The organism is Pseudomonas syringae pv. tomato str. DC3000 (genome assembly GCF_000007805.1).
Classification (GTDB): domain Bacteria; phylum Pseudomonadota; class Gammaproteobacteria; order Pseudomonadales; family Pseudomonadaceae; genus Aquipseudomonas; species Aquipseudomonas avellanae.
On the sequence record NC_004578.1, the window covers coordinates 3,061,615 to 3,084,696 of the forward strand.

General features: G+C 60.2%; 10 protein-coding genes and 1 pseudogene. 9 read left to right on the forward strand and 2 right to left on the reverse strand.

The window, feature by feature from the left end:
• The first annotated feature begins 95 nt into the window (after window positions 1–95).
• From PSPTO_RS14235 to PSPTO_RS14260, 6 genes and pseudogenes are all read left to right on the forward strand, one after another.
• On the forward strand, window positions 96–1,397 hold the full coding sequence (locus tag PSPTO_RS14235; protein ID WP_005762525.1) for an MdtA/MuxA family multidrug efflux RND transporter periplasmic adaptor subunit: 1,302 nt from the start codon (window positions 96–98) through the stop codon (window positions 1,395–1,397).
• Window positions 1,394–4,505 (forward strand): annotated as a pseudogene (locus PSPTO_RS14240) (MdtB/MuxB family multidrug efflux RND transporter permease subunit). The gene PSPTO_RS14235 and the pseudogene PSPTO_RS14240 overlap by 4 nt, the downstream one beginning before the upstream one ends.
• Window positions 4,502–7,609 carry an efflux RND transporter permease subunit gene (locus PSPTO_RS14245; protein WP_011104174.1) on the forward strand — a complete coding sequence of 1,036 codons (3,108 nt, stop codon included), beginning with the start codon at window positions 4,502–4,504 and terminating at the stop codon, window positions 7,607–7,609. The pseudogene PSPTO_RS14240 and the gene PSPTO_RS14245 overlap by 4 nt, the downstream one beginning before the upstream one ends.
• The gene (locus tag PSPTO_RS14250) at window positions 7,606–9,078 is read left to right on the forward strand and encodes an efflux transporter outer membrane subunit (protein ID WP_011104175.1); all 1,473 of its coding nucleotides are present in this window, start codon (window positions 7,606–7,608) and stop codon (window positions 9,076–9,078) included. The genes PSPTO_RS14245 and PSPTO_RS14250 overlap by 4 nt, the downstream gene beginning before the upstream one ends.
• A gap of 167 nt (window positions 9,079–9,245) precedes the next feature.
• Window positions 9,246–11,357, forward strand: a complete 2,112-nt coding sequence (locus PSPTO_RS14255; RefSeq protein ID WP_011104176.1) for a putative bifunctional diguanylate cyclase/phosphodiesterase — start codon at window positions 9,246–9,248, stop codon at window positions 11,355–11,357.
• A gap of 112 nt (window positions 11,358–11,469) precedes the next feature.
• Window positions 11,470–12,216, forward strand: coding sequence for an SDR family oxidoreductase (locus PSPTO_RS14260; protein WP_005762514.1), 747 nt, complete (start codon window positions 11,470–11,472; stop codon window positions 12,214–12,216).
• A gap of 46 nt (window positions 12,217–12,262) precedes the next feature.
• Here the strand turns inward: PSPTO_RS14260 and PSPTO_RS29895 are convergent, their stop codons facing one another.
• The gene (locus PSPTO_RS29895) at window positions 12,263–12,406 is read right to left on the reverse strand and encodes a hypothetical protein (RefSeq protein ID WP_122448205.1); all 144 of its coding nucleotides are present in this window, start codon (window positions 12,404–12,406) and stop codon (window positions 12,263–12,265) included.
• A 309-nt stretch (window positions 12,407–12,715) separates the two neighbouring features.
• Here PSPTO_RS29895 and PSPTO_RS14265 point away from each other — a divergent pair, with 309 nt between their 5' ends.
• Genes PSPTO_RS14265 through glgB form a run of 3 tightly spaced genes read left to right on the forward strand, consistent with a single transcriptional unit; the run spans window position 12,716 to window position 20,302 of the window.
• Entirely contained in the window at window positions 12,716–14,734 is a 2,019-nt protein-coding gene (locus tag PSPTO_RS14265; protein WP_007243982.1) for an alpha-1,4-glucan--maltose-1-phosphate maltosyltransferase, read from the forward strand.
• A gap of 19 nt (window positions 14,735–14,753) precedes the next feature.
• Complete coding sequence (gene treS, locus PSPTO_RS14270) at window positions 14,754–18,080, forward strand: maltose alpha-D-glucosyltransferase (RefSeq protein ID WP_011104178.1); 3,327 nt, start codon at window positions 14,754–14,756, stop codon at window positions 18,078–18,080.
• A complete protein-coding gene (glgB, locus tag PSPTO_RS14275) occupies window positions 18,077–20,302 on the forward strand; it encodes a 1,4-alpha-glucan branching protein GlgB (RefSeq protein WP_011104179.1) in 2,226 nt (741 codons plus the stop codon). Before treS ends, glgB begins: the two co-directional genes overlap by 4 nt.
• A 40-nt stretch (window positions 20,303–20,342) precedes the next feature.
• Here the strand turns inward: glgB and PSPTO_RS14280 are convergent, their stop codons facing one another.
• Window positions 20,343–22,997, reverse strand: coding sequence for an autotransporter outer membrane beta-barrel domain-containing protein (locus PSPTO_RS14280; protein WP_057443127.1), 2,655 nt, complete (start codon window positions 22,995–22,997; stop codon window positions 20,343–20,345).
• Window positions 22,998–23,082: the final 85 nt, after the last annotated feature.

Below are 23,082 nucleotides of genomic sequence, written 5' to 3' on the forward strand. Positions count from 1 at the left end.
CATACGGTTATCGAAAGTAAGCGCTTGGTAAAGGCGCTTTGCTTGTCACACATCTGTGCTTATTGTTCAGCCTTCTTAATGAAGCCCCACCTGTAATGGTTGATTTATTCATGCAATCGTCTGGCTCCCGTAAATCCCGTCGCTGGTTGATCAGTGTGTTGATCCTGTTGGTCATTGTCGCCCTGTGTTGGTGGTTATGGCCTGCGTCCACGCTCGACAAAGGGGCCGAGAGCAAGCGGGCGGGCGCCAGTGGCATGGGCCGGCCGGGCTTTGGTGCGTCGGCTATCGCCGTTCCGGTGCGTGTTGCCCCGGCCACAGAAGGCGAATTTCCTATTTTTTACAAGGCGCTCGGCACGGTCACGGCGACCAATACCATCAATGTGCGCAGCCGGGTGGCGGGTGAGCTGGTCAAGCTTTACTTCCAGGAAGGCCAGAAGGTCAAGGCCGGTGATCTGTTGGCGGAAATCGATCCGCGCAGCTATCAGGTCGCCTTGCAGCAGGCCGAGGGCACGCTGGCAACCAATCAGGCGCTGCTCAAGAATGCCCAGCTCGATGTGCAGCGTTATCGCGGTCTGTTTGCTGAAGACAGTATCGCCAAACAGACGCTGGACACCGCCGAGTCGCTGGTGAGCCAGTATCAGGGCACCATCAAGACTAATCAGGCCGCCGTGGCTGACGCGAAACTGAGCCTGGACTTCACGCGGATCCGAGCGCCTATTGCCGGTCGCGTGGGCCTCAAACAACTGGACGTCGGTAACCTGGTTGCCGCCAATGACACCACTGCGCTGGTGGTGATTACTCAGACCCAACCAATCTCGGTTGCTTTCACGCTGCCGGAAAAAGACCTGTCGGCGGTTATTTCCCGCTATCGCACCGGTGACAAGCTACCCGTCGAAGCCTGGGACCGTGGCGACACGAAAATGCAGGCGACCGGCGTTCTTGCCAGCCTCGACAACCAGATCGACGTGGCCACCGGCACACTGAAATTCAAGGCCCGTTTCGAGAACAACGACGAAATTCTGTTCCCCAACCAGTTCGTCAATGTGCGTCTGCGCGCCGATACCCTGAAACAGGCGATTCTGGTCCCGACTGCCGCTGTGCAGTTCGGCACTGACGGCACCTTTGTCTATGTGCTGGACGGCGACAAGAAGGTCAAACTCAAACTGCTGAAAACCGGCCCGAGCGACGAGACGTCTACGGTGATCACCGAAGGCCTGGCTGCCGGTGAGCGGGTCGTGCTTGAGGGCACTGATCGTCTTCGTGATGGTGCCGAAGTCGAGGTCGTCAACGACAGCAAGGACGTACCGGCAGGTCCGGGGCAGAAGTTGCAGGGCAAACCTGACAGCAAGTCAGAAAAGTCGGCCGTACTTGGCAAGGTGGAAAAACCAAACGTATGAACATGTCGCGCCTGTTCATCCTGCGTCCGGTCGCCACCACGCTGAGCATGCTGGCGATCGTGCTGGCGGGGCTGATCGCATACACCCTGCTGCCGGTGTCGGCCCTGCCTCAGGTCGATTACCCGACCATCCGCGTGATGACGCTGTACCCTGGCGCCAGCCCGCAAGTGATGACCAGCTCGGTGACTGCGCCGCTTGAGCGCCAGTTCGGGCAGATGCCCGGGCTGACCCAGATGGCCTCCACCAGCTCCGGCGGCGCGTCGGTCATTACCCTGCGTTTCAGCCTCGAAATCAATATGGACGTCGCCGAGCAGCAAGTGCAGGCGGCGATCAACGCCGCCACCAACCTGCTGCCGACCGACCTCCCTGCGCCGCCGGTGTACAACAAGGTCAACCCGGCCGACACGCCGGTGCTGACGCTCGCCATTACCTCGAAAACCATGTTGCTGCCCAGGCTCAATGATCTGGTCGATACGCGCATGGCGCAGAAGATCTCGCAAATCAGCGGCGTCGGCATGGTCAGTATTGCGGGCGGACAGCGTCAGGCGGTGAGGATCAAGGTCAATCCAGAGGCGCTGGCTGCCAACAGCCTCAACCTGGCGGATGTGCGCACCCTTATCAGCGCCTCCAACGTCAATCAGCCCAAGGGCAATTTTGACGGCCCGACCCGTGTTTCGATGCTGGATGCCAACGATCAGCTGCGCTCTCCAGAGGAATACGCCAACCTGATTCTGGCCTACAAGGATGGCGCGCCGTTGCGCCTGAAAGACGTGGCCGAAATCGTTGACGGTGCCGAAAACGAGCGTCTGGCAGCCTGGGCCAATCGCAATCAGGCGGTGTTGCTGAACATTCAGCGTCAGCCGGGTGCCAATGTGATTGACGTGGTCGACCGCATCAAGGCCTTGTTGCCGGGTATCACCGACAACCTCCCGGCCGGGCTCGATGTGGGTGGTGCTGACTGACCGCACGCAGACCATTCGGGCGTCTGTCACCGATGTTCAGCACGAACTGCTGATCGCCATCGTGCTGGTGGTACTGGTCACGTTCCTGTTTCTGCGGAGGTTCAGCGCCACAATCATTCCCTCGATTGCGGTACCGCTGTCACTGGTGGGCACGTTCGGTGTCATGTACCTGGCCGGTTTCTCGATCAACAACCTGACCTTGATGGCATTGACCATCGCCACCGGTTTCGTTGTCGACGACGCCATCGTGATGCTGGAAAACATCTCCCGGCATATCGAAGAGGGCGAAACCCCCATGCAGGCCGCGCTCAAGGGCGCAAAACAGATCGGTTTCACGCTGATCTCCCTGACCCTGTCGCTGATTGCGGTGCTGATCCCGCTGCTGTTCATGGCCGACGTGGTGGGGCGTCTGTTCCGCGAGTTCGCGATCACCCTGGCGGTCGCCATCCTGATCTCGCTGGTGGTATCGCTGACCCTGACCCCGATGATGTGCGCGCGCCTGCTCAAACGAGAGCCGAAAGAGGAAGACCAGAGCCGTTTCTACCGGGCCAGTGGTGCGTGGATCGACTGGCTGATCGATATTTATGCGGGCCGGTTGCGCTGGGTACTCAAGCATCAGCCTTTGACCCTGCTGGTCGCGCTGGCGACGCTGGCGTTGACTGTGCTGCTGTATATCGCGGTGCCCAAGGGCTTCTTTCCGGTGCAGGACACGGGAGTGATTCAAGGTATTTCCGAAGCACCGCAGTCGGTTTCGTTCGCCGCCATGAGCCAGCGTCAACAGGCACTCGCCGACATTATTCTCAAGGACCCGGCGGTGGTCAGCCTGTCGTCCTATATTGGTGTCGATGGCGACAACGCAACGCTCAACAGTGGTCGCCTGCTGATCAATCTCAAACCGCACCGGGAACGCGACCTGACCGCGACCGAAGTCATCCAGCGCCTGCAACCGGAGGTCGACAAGCTTTCGGACATCCGCCTGTTCATGCAGCCGGTGCAGGACCTGACCATCGAAGACCGGGTCAGCCGTACCCAGTACCAGTTCAGCATGTCATCGCCCGACGCCGAGCTGTTGACGCTTTGGAGCGAAAAACTGGTAGACGCGCTCGGCAAGCGGGCTGAACTGACCGATGTGGCCAGCGACCTGCAGGACAAGGGGCTGCAGGTGTACCTGAACATCGATCGCGATGCGGCCAGTCGGGTCGGCGTCACGGTGGCCAATATCACCGATGCTCTGTATGACGCCTTCGGGCAGCGGCAGATTTCCACCATCTACACCCAGGCCAGCCAGTACCGGGTGGTGTTGCAGGCTGCGTCCGGCAGCGACCTGGGCCCGGCGGCGCTGGAGCAGATCCACGTCAAGACCACCGATGGCGCGCAGGTGAAACTGTCGAGTCTGGCGCGCATCGAGCAGCGTCAGGCACAGTTGGCCATTACTCACCTGGGGCAGTTTCCGGCGGTCATGATGTCGTTCAACCTGGCGCCCGGTGTTGCTTTGGGCAAGGCCGTGCAGGTGATCGAGCAGGTCCAGCAGGAGATTGGCATGCCGATTGGCGTGCAGACGCAATTTCAGGGCGCTGCCGAAGCGTTTCAGGCGTCGTTGTCCAGCACGCTGCTGCTGATTCTGGCGGCAGTGGTGACCATGTACATCGTGCTGGGCGTGCTCTATGAGAGTTACATTCACCCGATCACCATCCTCTCGACACTGCCGTCGGCGGCTGTCGGTGCCTTGCTGGCGTTGCTGATCAGCGGCAACGATCTGGGCATGATCGCGATCATCGGCATCATTCTGCTGATCGGCATCGTCAAGAAAAACGCCATCATGATGATCGACTTCGCCCTGGACGCCGAACGAAACCGCGGCGTCGCGCCGGAAACGGCCATCTATGAAGCGGCGCTGCTGCGCTTCCGGCCAATCCTGATGACCACACTGGCCGCGTTGTTCGGTGCTTTTCCGCTGATGCTGGCGAGCGGCTCCGGTGCCGAATTGCGTCAGCCGTTGGGCCTGGTAATGGTCGGCGGTCTGTTGCTGAGCCAAGTGCTGACGCTGTTTACCACGCCGGTCATCTACCTGTACTTCGATCGTCTGGGCAGGCGCTGGAGCCGCAAGCCGGCTGCCCCGGATCGCATCGAACGGGTTGACGCATGAACCTCTCTGCGCCCTTTATCCGTCGTCCGGTCGCCACCGTCCTGCTGAGCCTGGCGATCATGCTGCTGGGCGCGGTCAGCTTTCGCCTGTTGCCTGTCGCGCCTCTGCCGAACATGGATTTCCCGGTCATCGTGGTGTCGGCAAGCCTGGCCGGGGCCAGCCCGGAGGTGATGGCGTCTACTGTGGCGACGCCGCTGGAACGTTCGTTGGGCAGCATTGCCGGGGTCAACACCATGACCAGCAATTCGAGCCAGGGCAGCACGCGGATCATTCTGCAGTTCGATCTGAACCGCGACATCAATGGCGCGGCACGGGAAGTGCAGGCGGCCATCAATGCGTCACGCAATCTGCTGCCCAGCGGCATGCGCAGCATGCCGACCTACAAGAAGGTCAACCCGTCCCAGGCACCGATCATGGTCCTGTCGATGACTTCGACCGTGCTGGAAAAGGGCCAGCTTTACGATTTGGCCTCCACCATTCTGTCGCAAAGCCTGTCACAGGTTTCCGGGGTCGGCGAAGTGCAGATCGGCGGCAGCTCGCTGCCCGCGGTGCGTATCGAGCTCGAGCCACAGATGCTGTCCCAGTACGGCGTGTCGCTTGACGACGTACGTACCGCGATCACCAATGCCAACGTGCGACGGCCCAAGGGCTTCGTCGAGGACGACCAGCATAACTGGCAGGTTCAGGCCAACGATCAGTTGGAGAGCGCCAAGGATTACGCGCCGTTGATTATCCGCTATCAGGACGGCGCAACGTTGCGTCTCAAGGATGTCGCCAAGGTCAGCGATGCGGTGGAAGACCGCTACAACAGCGGTTTTTACAACAATGACCGCGCTGTGCTGCTGGTCGTCAACCGTCAGGCCGGCGCCAACATCATCGAAACCGTGGCGCAGATCAAGGCGCAGTTGCCGGCGCTGCGTGCAGTGCTGCCGGCTAGCGTGAGTCTGAATATTGCGATGGACCGTTCGCCGGTGATCAAGGCGACCCTGCACGAAGCCGAAATGACCCTGTTGATTGCCGTGGTTCTGGTGGTGATGGTGGTGTTCCTGTTTCTCGGCAGCTTTCGTGCCTCGCTGATCCCCACCCTGGCGGTGCCGGTATCGCTGGTCGGCACGTTTGCGATCATGCACCTGTTCGGTTTTTCCCTGAACAATCTGTCGCTGATGGCACTGATCCTCGCCACCGGGCTGGTGGTAGACGACGCCATCGTGGTGCTGGAAAACATCTCCCGGCACATCCACAACGGCCTCGACCCCATGAAAGCGGCCTTTCTGGGGGCCAAAGAAGTGGGCTTTACCTTGCTGTCGATGAACGTCTCGCTGGTGGCGGTGTTCATTTCCATCCTGTTCATGGGCGGCCTGGTAGAAAGTCTGTTTCGCGAGTTTTCCATCACTTTGTCGGTGTCTATTGTTGTCTCGCTGATCGTCTCCCTGACCCTCACTCCGATGTTGTGCGCGCGCTGGCTCAAGCCCCACGTTGCCGAAAAGGACAATGCCTTTCAGCGCTGGAGCGAGCGGGTCAACGACCGGATGGTTGCCGCCTATGATCGTTCGCTGGGCTGGGTCCTGCGGCACCGGCGGCTGACGGTGCTGAGCCTGCTGGTGACTGTCATCGTCAATGTCGCGCTGTACGTGGTGGTGCCCAAGACTTTTCTGCCGCAGCAGGACACAGGGCAACTGATGGGTTTTGTGCGCGGTGACGACGGCCTGTCGTTCTCGGTGATGCAGCCGAAAATGGAGATCTTTCGCCGTTCGGTGCTGGCAGACCCCGCCGTGGAAAGTGTCGCAGGCTTTATCGGCGGCAGCGGTGGCACCAACAACGCCTTCATGATCGTGCGCCTCAAGCCGATTGCCGAGCGCAAGCTGTCCGCGGAAAAAGTGGTCGAGCGCCTGCGCAAGAACATGCCGCAAGTGCCGGGAGGCAGGCTGTTTCTTGCCCCGGATCAGGACCTGCAACTGGGCGGAGGCCGCGAGCAGACCAGTTCGCAGTATCAGTACATCGTGCAGAGCGCTGACTTGGCCAGCCTGCGCCTGTGGTATCCGAAGATTGTCGCGGCGCTCAAGTCGATCCCGGAACTGACCGCCATTGATGCGCGGGAAGGGCGCGGCGCGCAGCAAGTGACGCTGGTGGTCAACCGCGACACGGCCAAGCGCCTGGGCATCGACATGAACATGGTCACGGCGGTGCTCAACAATGCCTATAGCCAGCGTCAGGTTTCGACCATCTACGACAGCCTGAACCAGTACAAGGTGGTGATGGAGGTCAACCCGAAATATGCTCAGGACCCGGTCACGCTGGAGCAGGTCCAGTTGATTACCGCCGACGGCCAGCGTGTACCGCTGTCGAGCATCGCGCATTATGAGCGCAGTCTGGCGAACGACCGGGTGTCGCATGACGGCCAGTTCGCGGCTGAAAACATCTCGTTCGATCTGGCCGAGGGTGCCAGCCTCGACAAGGCAACGGTCGCCATCGAACGTGCGATTGCCGCCATCGGCCTGCCATCCGACATCATTTCCAAGATGGCCGGGACGGCCAATGCTTTCGCATCGACCCAAAAAGGCCAGCCGTGGATGATTCTCGGCTCGCTGCTGGCGGTTTATCTGGTGCTGGGGATTCTCTATGAGAGTTACATTCACCCGCTGACGATTCTGTCGACCTTGCCCTCGGCAGGTGTCGGGGCATTGCTGACGATCTATGTGCTGGGCAGCGAATTCAGCCTGATTTCCCTGTTGGGGCTGTTCCTGCTGATCGGGTTGGTGAAGAAGAACGCAATCATGATGATCGACCTGGCTCTGCACCTGGAGCGCGAGCAGGGCATGACGCCCGAGGAGTCGATCCGCAGCGCGTGCCTGCAACGCCTGCGGCCTATTCTGATGACCACCATGGCGGCGATCCTCGGCGCCTTGCCGCTGCTGCTAAGCACTGCCGAAGGTGCCGAGATGCGCAAGCCATTGGGCCTGACCATCATCGGCGGCCTGATTTTCAGCCAGGTCCTGACCCTTTACACCACCCCGGTGGTCTACCTTTATCTCGACCGCCTGCGCCATCGTTTCAACAAATGGCGCGGCGTGCGTACCGATGCTGCTCTGGAAACTTCGTTATGACCCGACGCCTGGCCTTCACATCCCGCCCGCTGGGGCTGCTTCGTCCGCTCGGGCTGGGGCTCTGTATCGCGCTGCTGAGCGCGTGTGCGGTCGGGCCGGATTACCAGAAGCCTTCATCGGCCGCGCCTGCACAGTTCAAGGCCGCTGCGGGCTGGCGCGCAGCCACGCCGAGCGACGCGATGGCCAAGGGCGCATGGTGGGAGGTGTATGGCGACGCCCAGTTGAATACGCTGGTCGCACGGCTCAATACCTCCAACCAGACGGTCGCTCAATACGACGCGCAGTACCGACAGGCCCAGGCACTGGTGCGCAGCTCCCGAGGCGCATTCTTTCCGACACTGGACCTGACCACCGGCAAGACCCGGTCAGGACAGGGCGCTGGCACCTCCAGTAGCGGTACGTCCAACACCAGCGCATCGGGTATTCGCAACAGTTACAACGCGCAACTGGGCGTCAGTTGGGAGGCCGATGTCTGGGGCAAGCTGCGTCGCGGTCTGGAGGCCGACACGGCCAATGCTCAGGCAAGCCTGGCGGATCTGGCGGCGATGCGCTTGAGCCTGCAATCGGAACTGGTGCAGAACTACATGCAGTTGCGGGTGATCGACGAGCAGAAGCGCCTGCTGGAATCCACCGTGGACGCCTACCAGCGCTCGCTGACCCTGACGCGCAATCAATACCGCGCCGGTATTGCCGGAACTGATGCGGTGGCCCAGGCGCAGACACAGCTGAAAAGCACCCAGGCCGACCTGATCGATCTGGTCTGGCAACGTGCGCAATTCGAGAATGCCATTGCCGTACTGATGGGCGTGGCACCCGCTGACTTCAATCTGCCGCCCACCACCACGATCCCGCAACTGCCGCAGATTCCGCCCGGCGTGCCTTCGCAATTGCTGGAGCGTCGGCCTGACATCGCCGCCGCAGAGCGCTCGGTCATGGGCGCCAATGCCAATATCGGGGTCGCCAAGGCGGCGTACTACCCGGACTTCACGTTGAGCATGAGCGGCGGCTACAACAGCAGCACCTTCGCCAACTGGATCAGCCTGCCCAACCGTTTCTGGTCGGTAGGCCCGCAACTGGCATTGACCCTGTTCGACGGCGGCAGGCGTTCGGCCGAGGTCGATCGTACCGAGGCGCTGTACGACCAGACTGTCGCGCAGTACCGGCAGACCGTGCTCAATGGTTTCCAGGAAGTCGAGAATTACCTCATCCAGCTCAAGGTTTACGAAGAGGAGGCCGCTGTTCGTCAGGAAGCGCTGGTGGCGGCGCGCGACTCGCTGCGCCTGACCAACAATCAGTACAAGGCTGGGTTGATCGGCTATCTGGACGTGGTCAACGTGCAGGCTACCGCGCTGAGCAACGAGCGCACGGTTCTGAATGTGCTGCAAAGCCGTTTGATCGCCAGCGTTCAACTGATTGCCGCACTGGGCGGAGGCTGGAATGCCGAGACGGGTCTGACGCTCAGGGAGTAAATATTTCAGGGATTCCAGCAGACTCCTTGCTGAATTTCCCCTGATAAACCCAGTATTGATGGCTGGTTGCCAGCTTTCCGATCAAGCGCCGCGACATTTTGTGGCTATTGCGTACAATCACTTGCAGAAGATCGGCATGGACGCGCTCATTGGCTCCAGGTGCGTTTATGTTGATTGGCAGTTATACCCCCTCGCTTGTCATGATCTCCGTTCTCGTCGCGATTATTGCTTCGTACGCTGCTCTGGATCTGACCGGCCGTATTATTTCGGCCAAGGGCCGTGCGGTTTATGTATGGATCGCCGGCGGTGCGTTGGCGCTGGGCGTTGGTGGCTGGTCGACGCATTTCATTGGCATGCTGGCGTTTGTGCTGCCTATCGACGTCGCCTATGACGTGCCCCTTACGCTTTTATCGCTATTGATTGCAGTATTGTCCTCAGGGTTTGCCCTGTGGCTGGTCACCCAGCCGCGTCTGCCCGCCTTGCAACTGGGCCTGGGCGCGTCATTGCTGGGGCTCGGCATCAGCGCCATGCATTACACCGGCATGGCGGCCATGCGCATGCAACCCGGTATCGAATACGCGCCCTGGCGGGTCGTTCTTTCCCTGCTGATTGCCATTGCAGCCGCTGCGGCGGCGATATGGATAGCGTTTCATCTTCGCCAGCAACGGCCCAAGGTGTATCTGGCACGCGCGTGTGCGGCAGGGTTGCTGGGTATGGCCATCGTCGGCATGCACTACACCGGTATGGCGGCGGCAAGCTTTGCCGAGGGTAGTTACTGCGGTGCGCTGGCGGGCGGGCTGAGCAGCAACGGTCTGGACCGAATCGTGCTGGTGGCCAGCCTGTCGGTGCTGAGTATCACGCTGTTCTGCTGCATTCTCGATTCCCACCTCGAAACGCGTACGGCGGTGCTCGCCAATTCGCTGGTGGAAGCCAATCATGAGCTTACCCATCGGGCGCTGCATGACAGCCTGACCGGTCTGCCGAACCGCACGTTGCTGACCGATCGCATCGAGCAGACCATGAACAAGGTCCGCGAGAACGGCGGCTGCTTCGCGTTGATGTTCATGGACCTTGATGGCTTCAAACCGGTGAACGATGCATTCGGTCATCACACCGGGGACCTGTTATTGCGTCAGGTCGCCTTGCGTCTTCGTCAGAACCTGCACCTGCATGACACACTGGCGCGAGTCGGCGGCGACGAGTTCGTTCTGCTGGTCGAGCTTCAGGACCAGCAGGATGCACTGGCTGTCGCAACGCGGCAGGTCAACGAGATCGGCAATCCCTTTACCATCGGCGAGCATCAGTTGCAGATATCTTTGAGCATCGGCATCTGCATTTATCCCGGCAACGGCACCACGCAACACGAACTGCTGGTCAACGCCGACGCAGCGATGTACCACACCAAGGCAGCCGGCAAGAACGGCTACAGCTTTTTTGACGTGTCGATGAACAGCAACGCACGCAATCAGTTGCAACTGTCGCAGGACCTGCGTTCGGCCATCAAGCACAAGCACTTCTGTCTCTACTATCAGCCCAAATTCGACGCCCTGACCGGGCTGCCGGTCGGTGCGGAAGCGCTATTACGCTGGAATCACCCGACGCAGGGCCTTCTGGGGCCTGACCTGTTCATTGCCCTGGCCGAGAAAACCGGGCTGATCATTCAAATCGGCGAGTGGGTGTTGAACGAAGCCTGCCGGCAAATGCGCGAGTGGTACACCCAGGGCTATCCGCACTGGCGCATTGCGGTCAACCTGTCGGCGTTGCAGTTCTGCCACAGCGGGCTGGTCACCGCGGTCGCCGATACATTGGCCCGGCACCAACTCCCGGCCAACTGCCTGACCCTGGAGATCACCGAAACCACCGCCATGCATGACGCGGATGCGAGCCTGGCGGTGTTGCGAAGGCTTTCGGAGATGGGCGTTGACCTGTCGATTGACGACTTTGGCACCGGTTATTCCAGCCTGATGTACCTAAAGCGTCTGCCTGCCAATGAAATCAAGATCGATCGCGGTTTTGTCCGTGATCTGGAGCACGATACCGACGATGCCGCCATCGTCTCGGCTATCGTTGCCGTGGGCCAGGCATTGAACCTGCGAATCGTTGCCGAAGGGGTGGAAACTGCTGTTCAACAGCGCTTTCTGACCCATCTGGGGTGCCACTCCCTGCAAGGCTTTCTGCTGGGGCATCCGCTGCCTGCGCAACAGTTTCTAGAGAATATCCGCGCGGCGGAAGTCAAAGCTGTGCTGGACGCATCAGTCACTGGTCAACTGGCGATCTGAAACGCTTCGATGGCGCTGGATCACAAAGGCTGGCACGATCAGAGACGTCTGGTTACGCTGCGGGTATGACCTGCACCTTGATGTCGTTTTTTTGATAAATACGAGACAGCCCATGGATAAAGTCCTCATCATCACCGGCGGTTCACGCGGGATTGGCGCAGCCACTGCGCGTCTGGCTGCTTCCCAGGGCTATAAAATCTGCATCAATTACCTGTCTGATCATGCCGCCGCGGAAAAAACCGCCGGGCAGGTCAGGGCGTTGGGCGCCCAGGCAATCACTCTGCAGGCGGACGTCAGCAACGAGGACGAGATCATGCGCCTGTTCGCCAGGGTCGATTCCGATCTGGGGCGAGTCACCCACCTGGTCAACAATGCCGGCACCTTGTCTCAGGCTTCACGCGTCGAGGACATGTCGGAATTTCGCATGCTGAAAATGATGATGACCAACGTCGTCGGCCCCATGCTGTGCAGCAAACACGCCTTGTTACGCATGTTGCCGCGTCATGGCGGGCACGGCGGCAGCATTGTTAACGTGTCGTCACTGGCGGCGCGGCTGGGTTCGGCAGGCGAGTACGTGGATTATGCCGCGTCAAAAGGCGCGCTGGACACCTTCACCATCGGGCTTTCCAAGGAAGTCGCTGGCGAGAACATTCGCGTCAATGCAGTCAGGCCGGGATTTATCTTCACGGACATTCATGCCCTGAGCGGCGACCCGTTCCGCGTCAGCAAACTGGAAGGCGCACTGCCCATGGGCCGTGGCGGCACACCCGAAGAGGTGGCCGAAGCCATTCTCTGGCTGCTGTCAGACAACGCATCGTATGCCACGGGCACATTCATTGACCTGGCGGGCGGGCGCTGAAGACGTCCAGCTGCTCAAGACGTCTTCAATTGCCGCGTAGGGTGCGTCACACCGTGACAGGCGGCGCATTGGCGGGCGGATCACCTACCGGCGTTTCATTGGGCGGCGGCGTCGATGGCGGATCCTGCTCGGGCAGGGCAGGTTCATCGATGTTCGGATCGGGCACTTCGATCGGATTGGGTAGTGTCATGGTTGCAGCCTCCTTATTGACCCCGGTCTTGCCGGGCACTATTTAGGACTGCCCGCTGTGATTGATGATTCAATCGATTTGCTTCAGTCCGCCACTATCGTGATCGTCCGGTTTGTTCCCCGCTATGCTCTGACGCGCCCACCACACAACCTCAAAACCTTTGAACTTTACCTTCAATGACCGCTCGGAACCTAGGCAGCTGAATTCGACGAGTCTTCTGCATTTTGCGATCGTCCGCTGCCATACCGTCTATTTTTCCATTGCATGGAATGCACAGGAGCGTCCCTGGGGCGTGAGGAGTGATGCTCGATGAATGAACAGCCATACGGTCCGGATTCCCTGGCCACCGATGTACCGCACCCAACCCAACCCTTGTCACTCACCCAGGCGCTGCAATTGCCCCGCATCGTGATCGAAGACACGTTGCCGGTGATTGACGGTGGGTTGTTTGCGGCCAAGGCGATCATCGGGCAACCGGTCACCGTGACCAGCAAGGTCTACGCCGATGGGCATGACAAGATGGCGGTGAACATTCGCTGGCGCGCTGCCGACGAAGAAAACTGGCACAGCGCGCCGATGCACGAGCTGGGCAATGACAGCTGGATCGGTGAATTCACCCCGACAGCTGTAAGCCGTTACGTATTTCGCCTGGAAGCCTGGATTGACCAGTTCGGCAGCTACCGTTATGAGCTGGAAAAGAAGTTCGGTGCGGGTGTGCCAATCGATCTGGAGCTGGAAGAAGGGCGCATTCATCTGGTGCATGCCGCAGAGCGCAGCCAGGGTGACCAGCGTAAACAGCTTGAAGGTCTGGCAGCTCAGCTTGCCAAGGGCGACAACGACGAGAAAGTTGCGCTGCTCTTGCACAGCGACACAGCCAATCTGATGAAGCAGGCCGATAACCAGGCCTTCTTGAGCCGCAGTGTGGAGTTCCCGCTGGATGTCGAGCGTGAGCTGGCGCAATTCGCCAGCTGGTACGAGCTGTTTCCGCGCTCGATCACGGATGACAAGGCCCGTCACGGCACCTTCAATGACGTGCACTCGCGCTTGCCGATGATTCGCGACATGGGCTTCGACGTCTTGTATTTCCCGCCGATTCACCCCATCGGTCGAGCACATCGCAAGGGGCCGAACAATTCCCTGACCGCCGGGCCGGATGATCCGGGCAGCCCGTATGCCATCGGCAGCGAAGATGGCGGCCATGAGGCTATTCATCCGCAACTGGGCAGCCGCGAAGACTTCCGAAACCTGGTGAAGGCCGCGGCTGAACACGGCCTGGAAATCGCCCTGGATTTCGCCATTCAGTGTTCGCAGGACCACCCGTGGCTCAAGCAGCATCCGGGCTGGTTCTCATGGCGTCCGGACGGCACGATTCGTTATGCGGAAAACCCGCCGAAAAAGTACCAGGACATCGTCAACGTTGATTTCTACGCGCCCGATGCGATTCCGGGCCTGTGGCTGGAGCTGCGTGACATCGTGCTCGGCTGGGTCAAGGAGGGCGTTAAAATCTTCCGTGTCGACAACCCGCACACCAAACCGTTGCCGTTCTGGCAGTGGATGATCGGTGAGGTGCGCAGTCAGCACCCTGAAGTGATGTTCCTGGCGGAAGCGTTCACCAAACCGGCGATGATGGCGCGCTTGGGCAAGGTCGGTTACACCCAGAGCTACACCTATTTCACCTGGCGCAACAGCAAGGCCGAGCTGTCGGAGTATTTCACCGAGCTGAACGAAGTGCCGTGGCGCGATTGCTACCGCCCGAATTTCTTCGTCAACACACCGGACATCAATCCGCGCTTCCTGCATGAGTCGGGTCGCCCGGGCTTTCTGATCCGCGCGGCACTGGCAACCATGGGCTCCGGGCTATGGGGCATGTATTCCGGCTTTGAATTGTGCGAAGCGGCACCGATTCCGGGCAAGGAAGAGTACCTGGATTCAGAGAAGTACGAGGTTCGTGTCCGGGACTATGCGGCCCCCGGCAATATCATTGCCGAGATCGCCCAGCTCAATCGCATTCGCAGGCAGAACCCTGCGCTGCAGACGCATTTGGGGCTGAAGCTGTACTCCGCTTGGAACGACAATATTCTGTACTTCGGCAAGCGCTCGGCGGATGGCAGCAACTTCATTCTGGTGGCCATCAACCTGGACCCATTCAACGCACAGGAAGCGGATTTCGAGCTGCCACTGTGGGAAATGGGCCTTGCGGATGACGCCGCGACGTCTGGCGAAGACCTGATGACCGGGCACCGCTGGACCTGGTACGGCAAGTATCAGCACACCCGTCTCGACCCGTCGCAACCTTTTGGAATCTGGCGTATCCAGGCCGCGCACTAATACTCCCAAGGAGTCAGCAATGGCTAAGAAGCCCGATGCCGCGACATTCATCAAAGACCCGCTCTGGTACAAGGATGCGGTGATCTATCAGGTTCATGTGAAGTCGTTTTTCGACGCCAACAATGATGGCATCGGCGACTTCGCCGGCCTGATCGAAAAGCTCGACTATATTGCCGCGCTGGGGGTCAACACGATCTGGCTGTTGCCGTTTTACCCGTCTCCGCGCCGGGACGACGGCTACGACATTTCCGAGTACCGCGACGTCCATAGCGATTACGGCACCATGGCCGACGCCAAGCGCTTCATCGCCCAGGCGCACAAGCGCGGCCTGCGGGTGATCAGCGAACTGGTCATCAATCACACGTCCGACCAGCATCCTTGGTTTCAGAAGGCGCGCAACGCCAAGCCTGGCTCCAAGGCCCGTGATTTCTACGTGTGGTCGGACACCGACCAGAAGTACGACGGCACGCGCATTATCTTTCTCGACACCGAGACATCCAACTGGACTTGGGACCCGGTCGCCGGCCAGTATTTCTGGCACCGGTTCTACTCGCACCAGCCGGATCTGAACTTCGACAACCCGCACGTGCTGGATGCGGTGCTGGAAGTCATGCGGTTCTGGCTGGATCTGGGTATCGATGGGTTGCGCCTGGATGCTATTCCGTACCTGATCGAACGCGATGGCACCAACAACGAGAACCTGCCGGAAACCCATCAGGTGCTCAAGCGTATCCGCGCCGAGATCGATGCCAATTACCCGGACCGCATGCTGCTCGCCGAGGCCAATCAATGGCCGGAAGACACGCAGCTGTATTTTGGTGACAGCAAGGGGCCGGACGGTGACGAATGTCACATGGCGTTTCACTTTCCGCTGATGCCGCGCATGTACATGGCGCTGGCGCAGGAAGACCGCTTTCCGATCACCGACATTTTGCGCCAGACGCCGGAAATTCCGGAAAACTGCCAGTGGGCGATTTTCCTGCGCAACCACGATGAACTGACCCTGGAAATGGTCACGGATCGTGAGCGTGATTACCTGTGGAATTACTACGCGGCCGACCGGCGTGCGCGGATCAACCTCGGCATCCGTCGGCGTCTTGCGCCACTGGTCGAGCGTGACCGTCGCCGCGTCGAACTGCTGAACAGCATGTTGCTGTCGATGCCCGGTACACCGACGTTGTATTACGGTGACGAAATCGGCATGGGCGACAACATTTATCTGGGCGACCGAGACGGTGTGCGTACGCCGATGCAGTGGTCGATTGACCGCAATGGCGGTTTCTCGCGTGCCGATCCGGCCAGCCTGGTGCTGCCACCGATCATGGACCCGATGTATGGTTTCCAGTCGGTCAACGTCGAAAGCCAGGAGCGTGACCCGCATTCGCTGCTCAACTGGAACCGCCGCATGCTTGCCGTGCGCAAGCAGCAGAAGGCGTTCGGCCGCGGCACACTGAAAATGCTTTCGCCGTCCAACCGACGCATTCTGGCCTACACCCGTGAGTACACTGCGCCAGACGGTCACAGTGAAGTGGTGCTGTGTGTGGCCAACGTGTCCAGTGCGGCGCAGGCGGCAGAGCTGGATCTGTCGGGCTACGCCGGCACGGTCCCGGTGGAAATGCTTGGCGGCAGCGCCTTTCCGCCTATTGGCCAGTTGAATTACCTGCTGACACTGCCGCCGTACGGCTTTTACTGGTTTCTATTGGCTACGGAGAATCAAATGCCCAGCTGGCACGTTGAACCGGCGCAAAGCATGCCGGACTTTCCGACCCTGGTGCTCAAGAAGCGTCTTGAAGAGCTGCTCGAAGAGCCGCTGCGCAGCACCATGGAAGACACCTCGCTGACGGTCTATCTGCCCAAGCGCCGCTGGTTTGCGGGAAAGGACAAGGCCATCGAGAAGGTCAACATCGCCTATGCAGTGCGTTTTGGTGACGAGGCGCACCCGGTGCTGCTCAGTGAAATAGAAGTGACCGCTGGCGGGCAGACTGATCGCTATCAACTGCCGTTCGGCCTGCTGGGCGAAGACGACATCAGCAGCGCATTGCCGCAACAACTGGCACTGGCCCGCGTGCGTCGCAGCCGCGATGTAGGGCTGATCACCGATGCCTTCACCCTGGAAACCTTTATTCGTGCAGTAATTCAGGGTATGCAATCGGACACGGTCATCCCGTGTGCCGACGGCCAATTGCGTTTCGAGCAAAGTTCGCAGCTTGCGCCGCTGGGCCTGACCCATGAGTCCGAGGTTCGTTATCTGTCTGCCGAGCAGTCCAACAGTTCGGTGGTGGTCGGCAGCAGCCTGGTGCTCAAGCTGATTCGCAAAGTCAGCGCCGGCACGCACCCTGAGCTGGAAATGGGGGCATTCCTGACCCATGCCGGCTTCAAGAATATCTCGCCATTGCTGGGTTCACTGGTGCGCGTCGGCAACGACGGTCAGCCGAATCTGTTGATGATCGCTCAAGGCTACCTGAGCAATCAGGGCGATGCGTGGGAATGGACGCAGAACAACCTGGAACGTGCGGTGCGCGACGAGTTGGCGCATGGCGTGTCCGGTCAGGAACAGCATTACAACGCCTTGCTTGAACTGGCGGACTTTTCGCGCAGCCTGGGTCAGCGACTGGGTGAAATGCACCAGATTCTAGCGTCGCCGACTGATAACGCAGATTTTGCGGTCGAAATTACCAGCGCTCAGGACAGCAAGGCGTCCGCCACCAGCGTCAACGCACAGCTTGAGCGCGCCCTGCAGTTACTTGAGCAGCGCAAGGGCGATCTGGACAAGGATGATCAGCAGTTGGTCAGCGACCTGCTTGCGCACCGCAAGCAGATTCGCCAGCGTGTCGAAGGCCTTGCCAAACGCTCGGCCGGTGGCCTGCGCATTCGGGTGCACGGTGACCTGCACTTGGGCCAGGTGCTGGTCGTGAAGGGGGATGCCTACCTGATCGACTTTGAAGGCGAGCCCGCCCGTGCGCTTGAAGAACGCCGCGCTAAGCACAGCCCGTTCAAGGACGTCAGTGGCGTACTGCGTTCATTCGACTACGCTGCCGCGATGGCCGTGCGCAGTGCGCAAAGCGTCGATACCTCGCCGCAAGCCGCAGCCGCACGCAAACAGGTCGCCGAGACGTACCTAGCGCAGGCCCGCGAAGCGTTTATCGAAGGATATCGCTTGGCAACCTCCGGCATCGCGCACGCCTGGAAAGATGCAAAAGGGGAGGACTCCGCACTGGAGCTGTTCACCCTGGAAAAAGCCGCTTATGAAGTGATCTACGAAGCCGAGAATCGTCCAGCCTGGTTGGCCGTTCCTTTGCAAGGCTTGCGTGGGTTGCTGCAACCGTCTGATGGAGAACCGATATGAATGCGCCTGACAAAACCGGCACGGATCGCCGTGCGGTTCCCGCTGCTGTGGACCTTGATGCGCTGATTCGTGCAGAACACCGTGACCCGTTTTCGATTCTTGGCCCGCATGACGACGGCAAAGGCGGGCAATATGTTCGTGCCTATCTGCCCGCAGCGCTGAGCGTACGCCTGCTGGCCAGAGATGACGGCCGCGAACTGGCCGAACTGCACATGAGCGACGTGCCGGGTTTTTTCGTCGGTCATCTTGAGCAGCCACAGCCGTATCTGTTGAAAATCAACTGGGCGGGCGGCGAGCAGATCACCGAAGACCCCTACAGCTATGGTCCGCTGCTGGGCGAAATGGACCTTTACCTGTTTGCCGAAGGCAATCACCGCGATCTGAGCAGTTGCCTGGGCGCGCAAGTGACCAGCGTTGACGGTGTCGAGGGTGTGCGCTTCGCTGTCTGGGCACCGAACGCCCGCCGGGTTTCCGTGGTCGGCAGCTTCAATGGCTGGGATGGCCGTCGCCACCCGATGCGTCTGCGTCACCCGACCGGCGTGTGGGAGATCTTTGTTCCGCGTCTGCAACCGGGCGAGGTCTACAAATACGAGATTCTGGGTGCTCACGGGATTCTGCCGCTCAAGAGCGACCCGATGGCCCTGGCCACTACGCTGCCGCCCGATACGGCGTCGAAGATTTCTGCGCCACTGAAGTTCGAGTGGCATGACCAGGACTGGCTGCAATCCCGGGCCGGGCGTCACGACGTTGCTGCGCCATTGTCGATTTATGAGCTGCATGCCGGTTCGTGGCAGATGGAACAGAACGATGAAGGCCAATGGCGTCAGTACAACTGGCGTGAGTTGGCTGACCGCTTGATCCCGTACGTCAAAGAGCTGGGTTTCACGCACATCGAGCTGATGCCGATCATGGAGCACCCGTTCGGTGGTTCATGGGGCTATCAATTGCTCGCCCAGTTCGCGCCGACCGCCCGCTACGGTTCGCCTGAAGATTTCGCCGCTTTCGTGGACGCCTGTCACCAGGCAGAAATCGGCGTCATCCTCGACTGGGTGCCTGCGCATTTCCCGACCGATACCCACGGGCTGGCACAATTCGACGGCACTGCGCTGTACGAATACGCTGACCCCAAGGAAGGCTTTCATCAGGATTGGGACACGCTGATCTACAACCTGGGGCGGACCGAAGTGCATGGCTTCATGCTGGCCTCGGCGCTGCACTGGCTCAAGCATTACCACATCGACGGCCTGCGTGTGGATGCGGTGGCGTCGATGCTGTATCGCGACTACTCGCGCAAGGCGGGCGAGTGGGTGCCCAATCGCTTCGGCGGCCGCGAGAACCTGGAGGCCATCGACTTCCTGCGTCACCTCAACGACGTCGTTGCGCTGGAAGCGCCTGGCACTATGGTCATCGCTGAAGAATCGACGGCCTGGCCGGGCGTCAGCGAATCGACGCAAAAAGGTGGTTTGGGCTTCAACTACAAGTGGAACATGGGCTGGATGCATGATTCGCTTCAATACATGGAAGAAGACCCGATCAACCGCGAGCATCATCACGGCAAACTGAGTTTCAGCCTGGTATACGCGTGGTCCGAGCGCTTTGTGCTGCCGATTTCCCACGATGAAGTGGTGCACGGCAAGCATTCGCTGATCGACAAGATGCCGGGTGATCGCTGGCAGAAATTTGCCAACCTGCGCGCCTATCTGGCGTTCATGTGGACGCATCCGGGCAAGAAGCTGTTGTTCATGGGCTGCGAATTCGGCCAGTGGCGTGAGTGGAACCATGACGAGCAACTGGACTGGTACCTGATGCAATACGCCGAGCACGTGGGTGTCAAGAAGCTGGTCGGTGACTTGAACCGCATTTACCGCGAAGAGAAGGCCCTGCACCAGCGCGATGCCGACCCGACCGGTTTCCAGTGGTTGATCGGCGACGACAAGTCCAACAGTGTGTTTGCCTATTTGCGCTGGAGCAATGATGGCGAACCGCTGCTGGTGGTCGCCAACATGACGCCCGTGCCGCGTGAAGGCTATCGCGTTGGGGTGCCGTTGCAGGGCGCGTGGACAGAACTGCTGAACAGCGATGCAGAAACCTATGCCGGCTCCAACATCGGTAACGGTGGGGAAGTAATCAGCGAAGACGAGCCGGTTCATGGCATGTCGGCTTCTCTGACACTGAATCTGCCACCATTGGCCGTGCTGATTTTCAAGCCCAAAAAAGGCTGATAAAGCCAATGCATCATCACGTTCAACAGTGACAACCGCGTCACCACGCCAGCCTGACGCCCAGGCTGGCATTTGCTCCGCTTGAATCGTGGCTATTCAGATCACGGTTGTAGTCAGCGCCCCAGTACACGCTGGTGTCGCTGGCGACTTTGATAACCATCCCTGCGCCCAGGCTGCCCGTCGTTGATCGATGGGCTGTCTTGATGCGTTCTGTGTGATCGAATGTCACCGTGTCATGCCCGCCTGCATTGCGCCATAGGTTAGCCCGGAGGTAGGGCTCGATGGGCATGCCTGCCAATGCGTAGCGGCCCTTGAATCGTATGCCCAGTCGCCCGGTGTTGTAGGGCTGGCTGTCAAAACCCACGTGTGAAATACCGTCGTGCTGATCGTCAAGGTCAATGCGCTGATGAATGATTTGTACCTGCGGTTCGGCGACCCATCGCGGCGTTAGCACAAACGGGTGACCGGCTTCCACAGAAAGGCTTAGCGCATGGCCTTGCGTGTCGATGCGCAGGCCCCGGTCGGAGCGGCTATAGCCATCCAGGCGCGTGCTCATCACCAGCGCATCGACGTAGCTTGCGGTGGGCGAGGAGAGCGTCCAGTAGGCCCCGACGCTGTCGCCATGCAGTTTGATCCGCCCGGTGTGCCGCGCATGGAATCCGCCAGCAAAGCCCTGCACCTTGCCGTCCAGACGGTTTTGGGCGACGAACAGCCCTATGCGCAGGATCTGCTGTCCATCAAGTGACCAGGCATACACGTCATGGCCAATCTGATAGCCCTTGAGCGATGCGTCCAGGCCGGGGCTCACCGTGCCTGACCATTGTTGTTTGAAGTCACTGCCGAACACTCGCGCCCAGCCAGCCGGCGCTGCCCCGGATTGTGCCAGCAGGCTCTGATCGCCCTGACGCTCATGGAAGGTACCCAGCGAGGTCAGCGCCAGCGTCGCGGCGGCGGGCGGTACAATCGCGTAATTGGCAACTTCCGGTCGGTACAGCGGCACAGGGGCCGCGCCGCGAATCGGCTCCGGCAGCGATGGTGTGCCGATTGCCGCTACGGGAAGAGTGGTTGCCGGAAGTTGTGCAGGCGAAGGTATGGGGTCAGTTGGAGGAGGTTGGGCCGGGGGCACGGTGGGTTCGGTTGGCTCCGGTGGAGTCGAGGGCGATGGTGCCGGTTCGGGCGCAGGTTCCGGCAGCGGTGTTGGTATGGGCTCAGGCACAGGAACAGGAACAGGAACAGGAACAGGAACAGGTTCACTTGGGGGCGGCGTTTCGGGCAATGGTGGTGCAATCACCGTCGAGCGCAGAAACCAGCTGTTTTCGCTGCCAGCCGTAGCGCCACCCTTGAACAGGTAATAGTCATAGGCGCCTGCGGACAACGAGTTCTGCAACGAAAATGCAGTCACCTCGCTGGTAGCGCCTTGGGTGGCCTGTACCACCTCGATGCCGTTGCCCTGAGTAAGCGCCCCCAGACCATCGACATTGCTGACCCGCATGCTGGTCGTGCCGCCGATGGTGCCCTGTGACACTACCAGTTTATCGCTGGGCGAGGTTTCGTCTCCCAGTGTCGATTGCAGCAGCAGTCGTCCTGCCCGGCCGTAGTAGTTGCCGTTGACGGTAAGGGTATCGGTCACCGAACTACCATTGCCGGTCAGGTCCAGCGTCCCGGCGTTGTCGAGGGTCGCACGCGACGAGGTGTTGAACGCGACAACGCTGCCGGAGGTTGAACGCAGGGTGCTACTGGCGTCGATATTCAGGATGCCGGTAGTGCTGACGCTGTCGCCGAGGGTCAACGCCCCGGCCATGTTCAACTGCGATGCATTGAACAGGTTGACGGTTTCCCACTGGGTGTAGTGCTCTGGCCGAGACACCACGCTGTTGCCGAACGTCAGTACGTCATCGCCAGGGCCGCCATCGAGCAGGGGGTTGCTGCTCGTCAGGTACTCGCTGAGGTTGTACAACTGCGCGATGTCGTTGCCATCGGCCATCAACACGCTACTGCGTACGTAGCCGCCGTTGAGCCACTCAAAGCTGTCGTTACCGAAGCTTGCGCGTATTTCTCCACGAACTTCGCCGCCACTGACGGTTATCCGGTCGTCACCGCCACTGACGCTGATGGCGCCACCAATGCTGCCGCCCGACACTGTAATCGTGTCCCGGCCAAACCCGGCGACCAGATTGTTGATAATGCTGCCGCCAGAAAGCTCGAAGACGTTATTGTCCAGTTTCATGTCAACCCGGCCGATGCTGCCGCCGGTCATAACTGCCCGGTCGCCGTCCTCGAAGGCGCGGAGGATTGTACCTCCGGTCATCAGAAAGGTGTCCAGCCCGTCACCCTGAGCAAGCGAACCGAGCGTGCCGCCACGCATGACAAAATCATCGGGGTTAGCGCCCTGGCTGATCTCGCCGGTGATCTCACCGCTTGAAAGGATGAATGTATCGCTGCCCGCCCCCTGATTGACGTTGCCCAGTATCCGGCCCGAACCCATGTCGATGCTGTCCGCTTCCGCCCCGTAGGTAATGGTGCCAATGACGGTGCCCGTGCCGCCCGCTGGAAATACCAGCGTGTGACGGGTCGTGCTCACGTCGGTAAACGGGCCGTTGTTGCCACTGTCGCAGACTTGAACGGCGTTGCCGGGCGTGGGCGCCAGGTTGCAGGCGCCTTCGGCCGGGTGCGGGAAGATTGCCAGAATGAACACTGGCAGGGCCTTGCGAGTATGACTCAGAGAATGGCGGCGAATTCTGATGACGGCTCTCCCGGTCAGGCGGACAGAGAGGCCGTTG

Coding starts and splice junctions, on each gene's coding strand:
- PSPTO_RS14235 (WP_005762525.1), top strand. CDS start 96: ATGGTTGATTTATTCATGCAATCGTCTGGCTCCCGTAAATCCCGTCGC.
- PSPTO_RS14245 (WP_011104174.1), top strand. CDS start 4,502: ATGAACCTCTCTGCGCCCTTTATCCGTCGTCCGGTCGCCACCGTCCTG.
- PSPTO_RS14250 (WP_011104175.1), top strand. CDS start 7,606: ATGACCCGACGCCTGGCCTTCACATCCCGCCCGCTGGGGCTGCTTCGT.
- PSPTO_RS14255 (WP_011104176.1), top strand. CDS start 9,246: ATGTTGATTGGCAGTTATACCCCCTCGCTTGTCATGATCTCCGTTCTC.
- PSPTO_RS14260 (WP_005762514.1), top strand. CDS start 11,470: ATGGATAAAGTCCTCATCATCACCGGCGGTTCACGCGGGATTGGCGCA.
- PSPTO_RS29895 (WP_122448205.1), bottom strand. CDS start 12,406: ATGACACTACCCAATCCGATCGAAGTGCCCGATCCGAACATCGATGAA.
- PSPTO_RS14265 (WP_007243982.1), top strand. CDS start 12,716: ATGAATGAACAGCCATACGGTCCGGATTCCCTGGCCACCGATGTACCG.
- treS (WP_011104178.1), top strand. CDS start 14,754: ATGGCTAAGAAGCCCGATGCCGCGACATTCATCAAAGACCCGCTCTGG.
- glgB (WP_011104179.1), top strand. CDS start 18,077: ATGAATGCGCCTGACAAAACCGGCACGGATCGCCGTGCGGTTCCCGCT.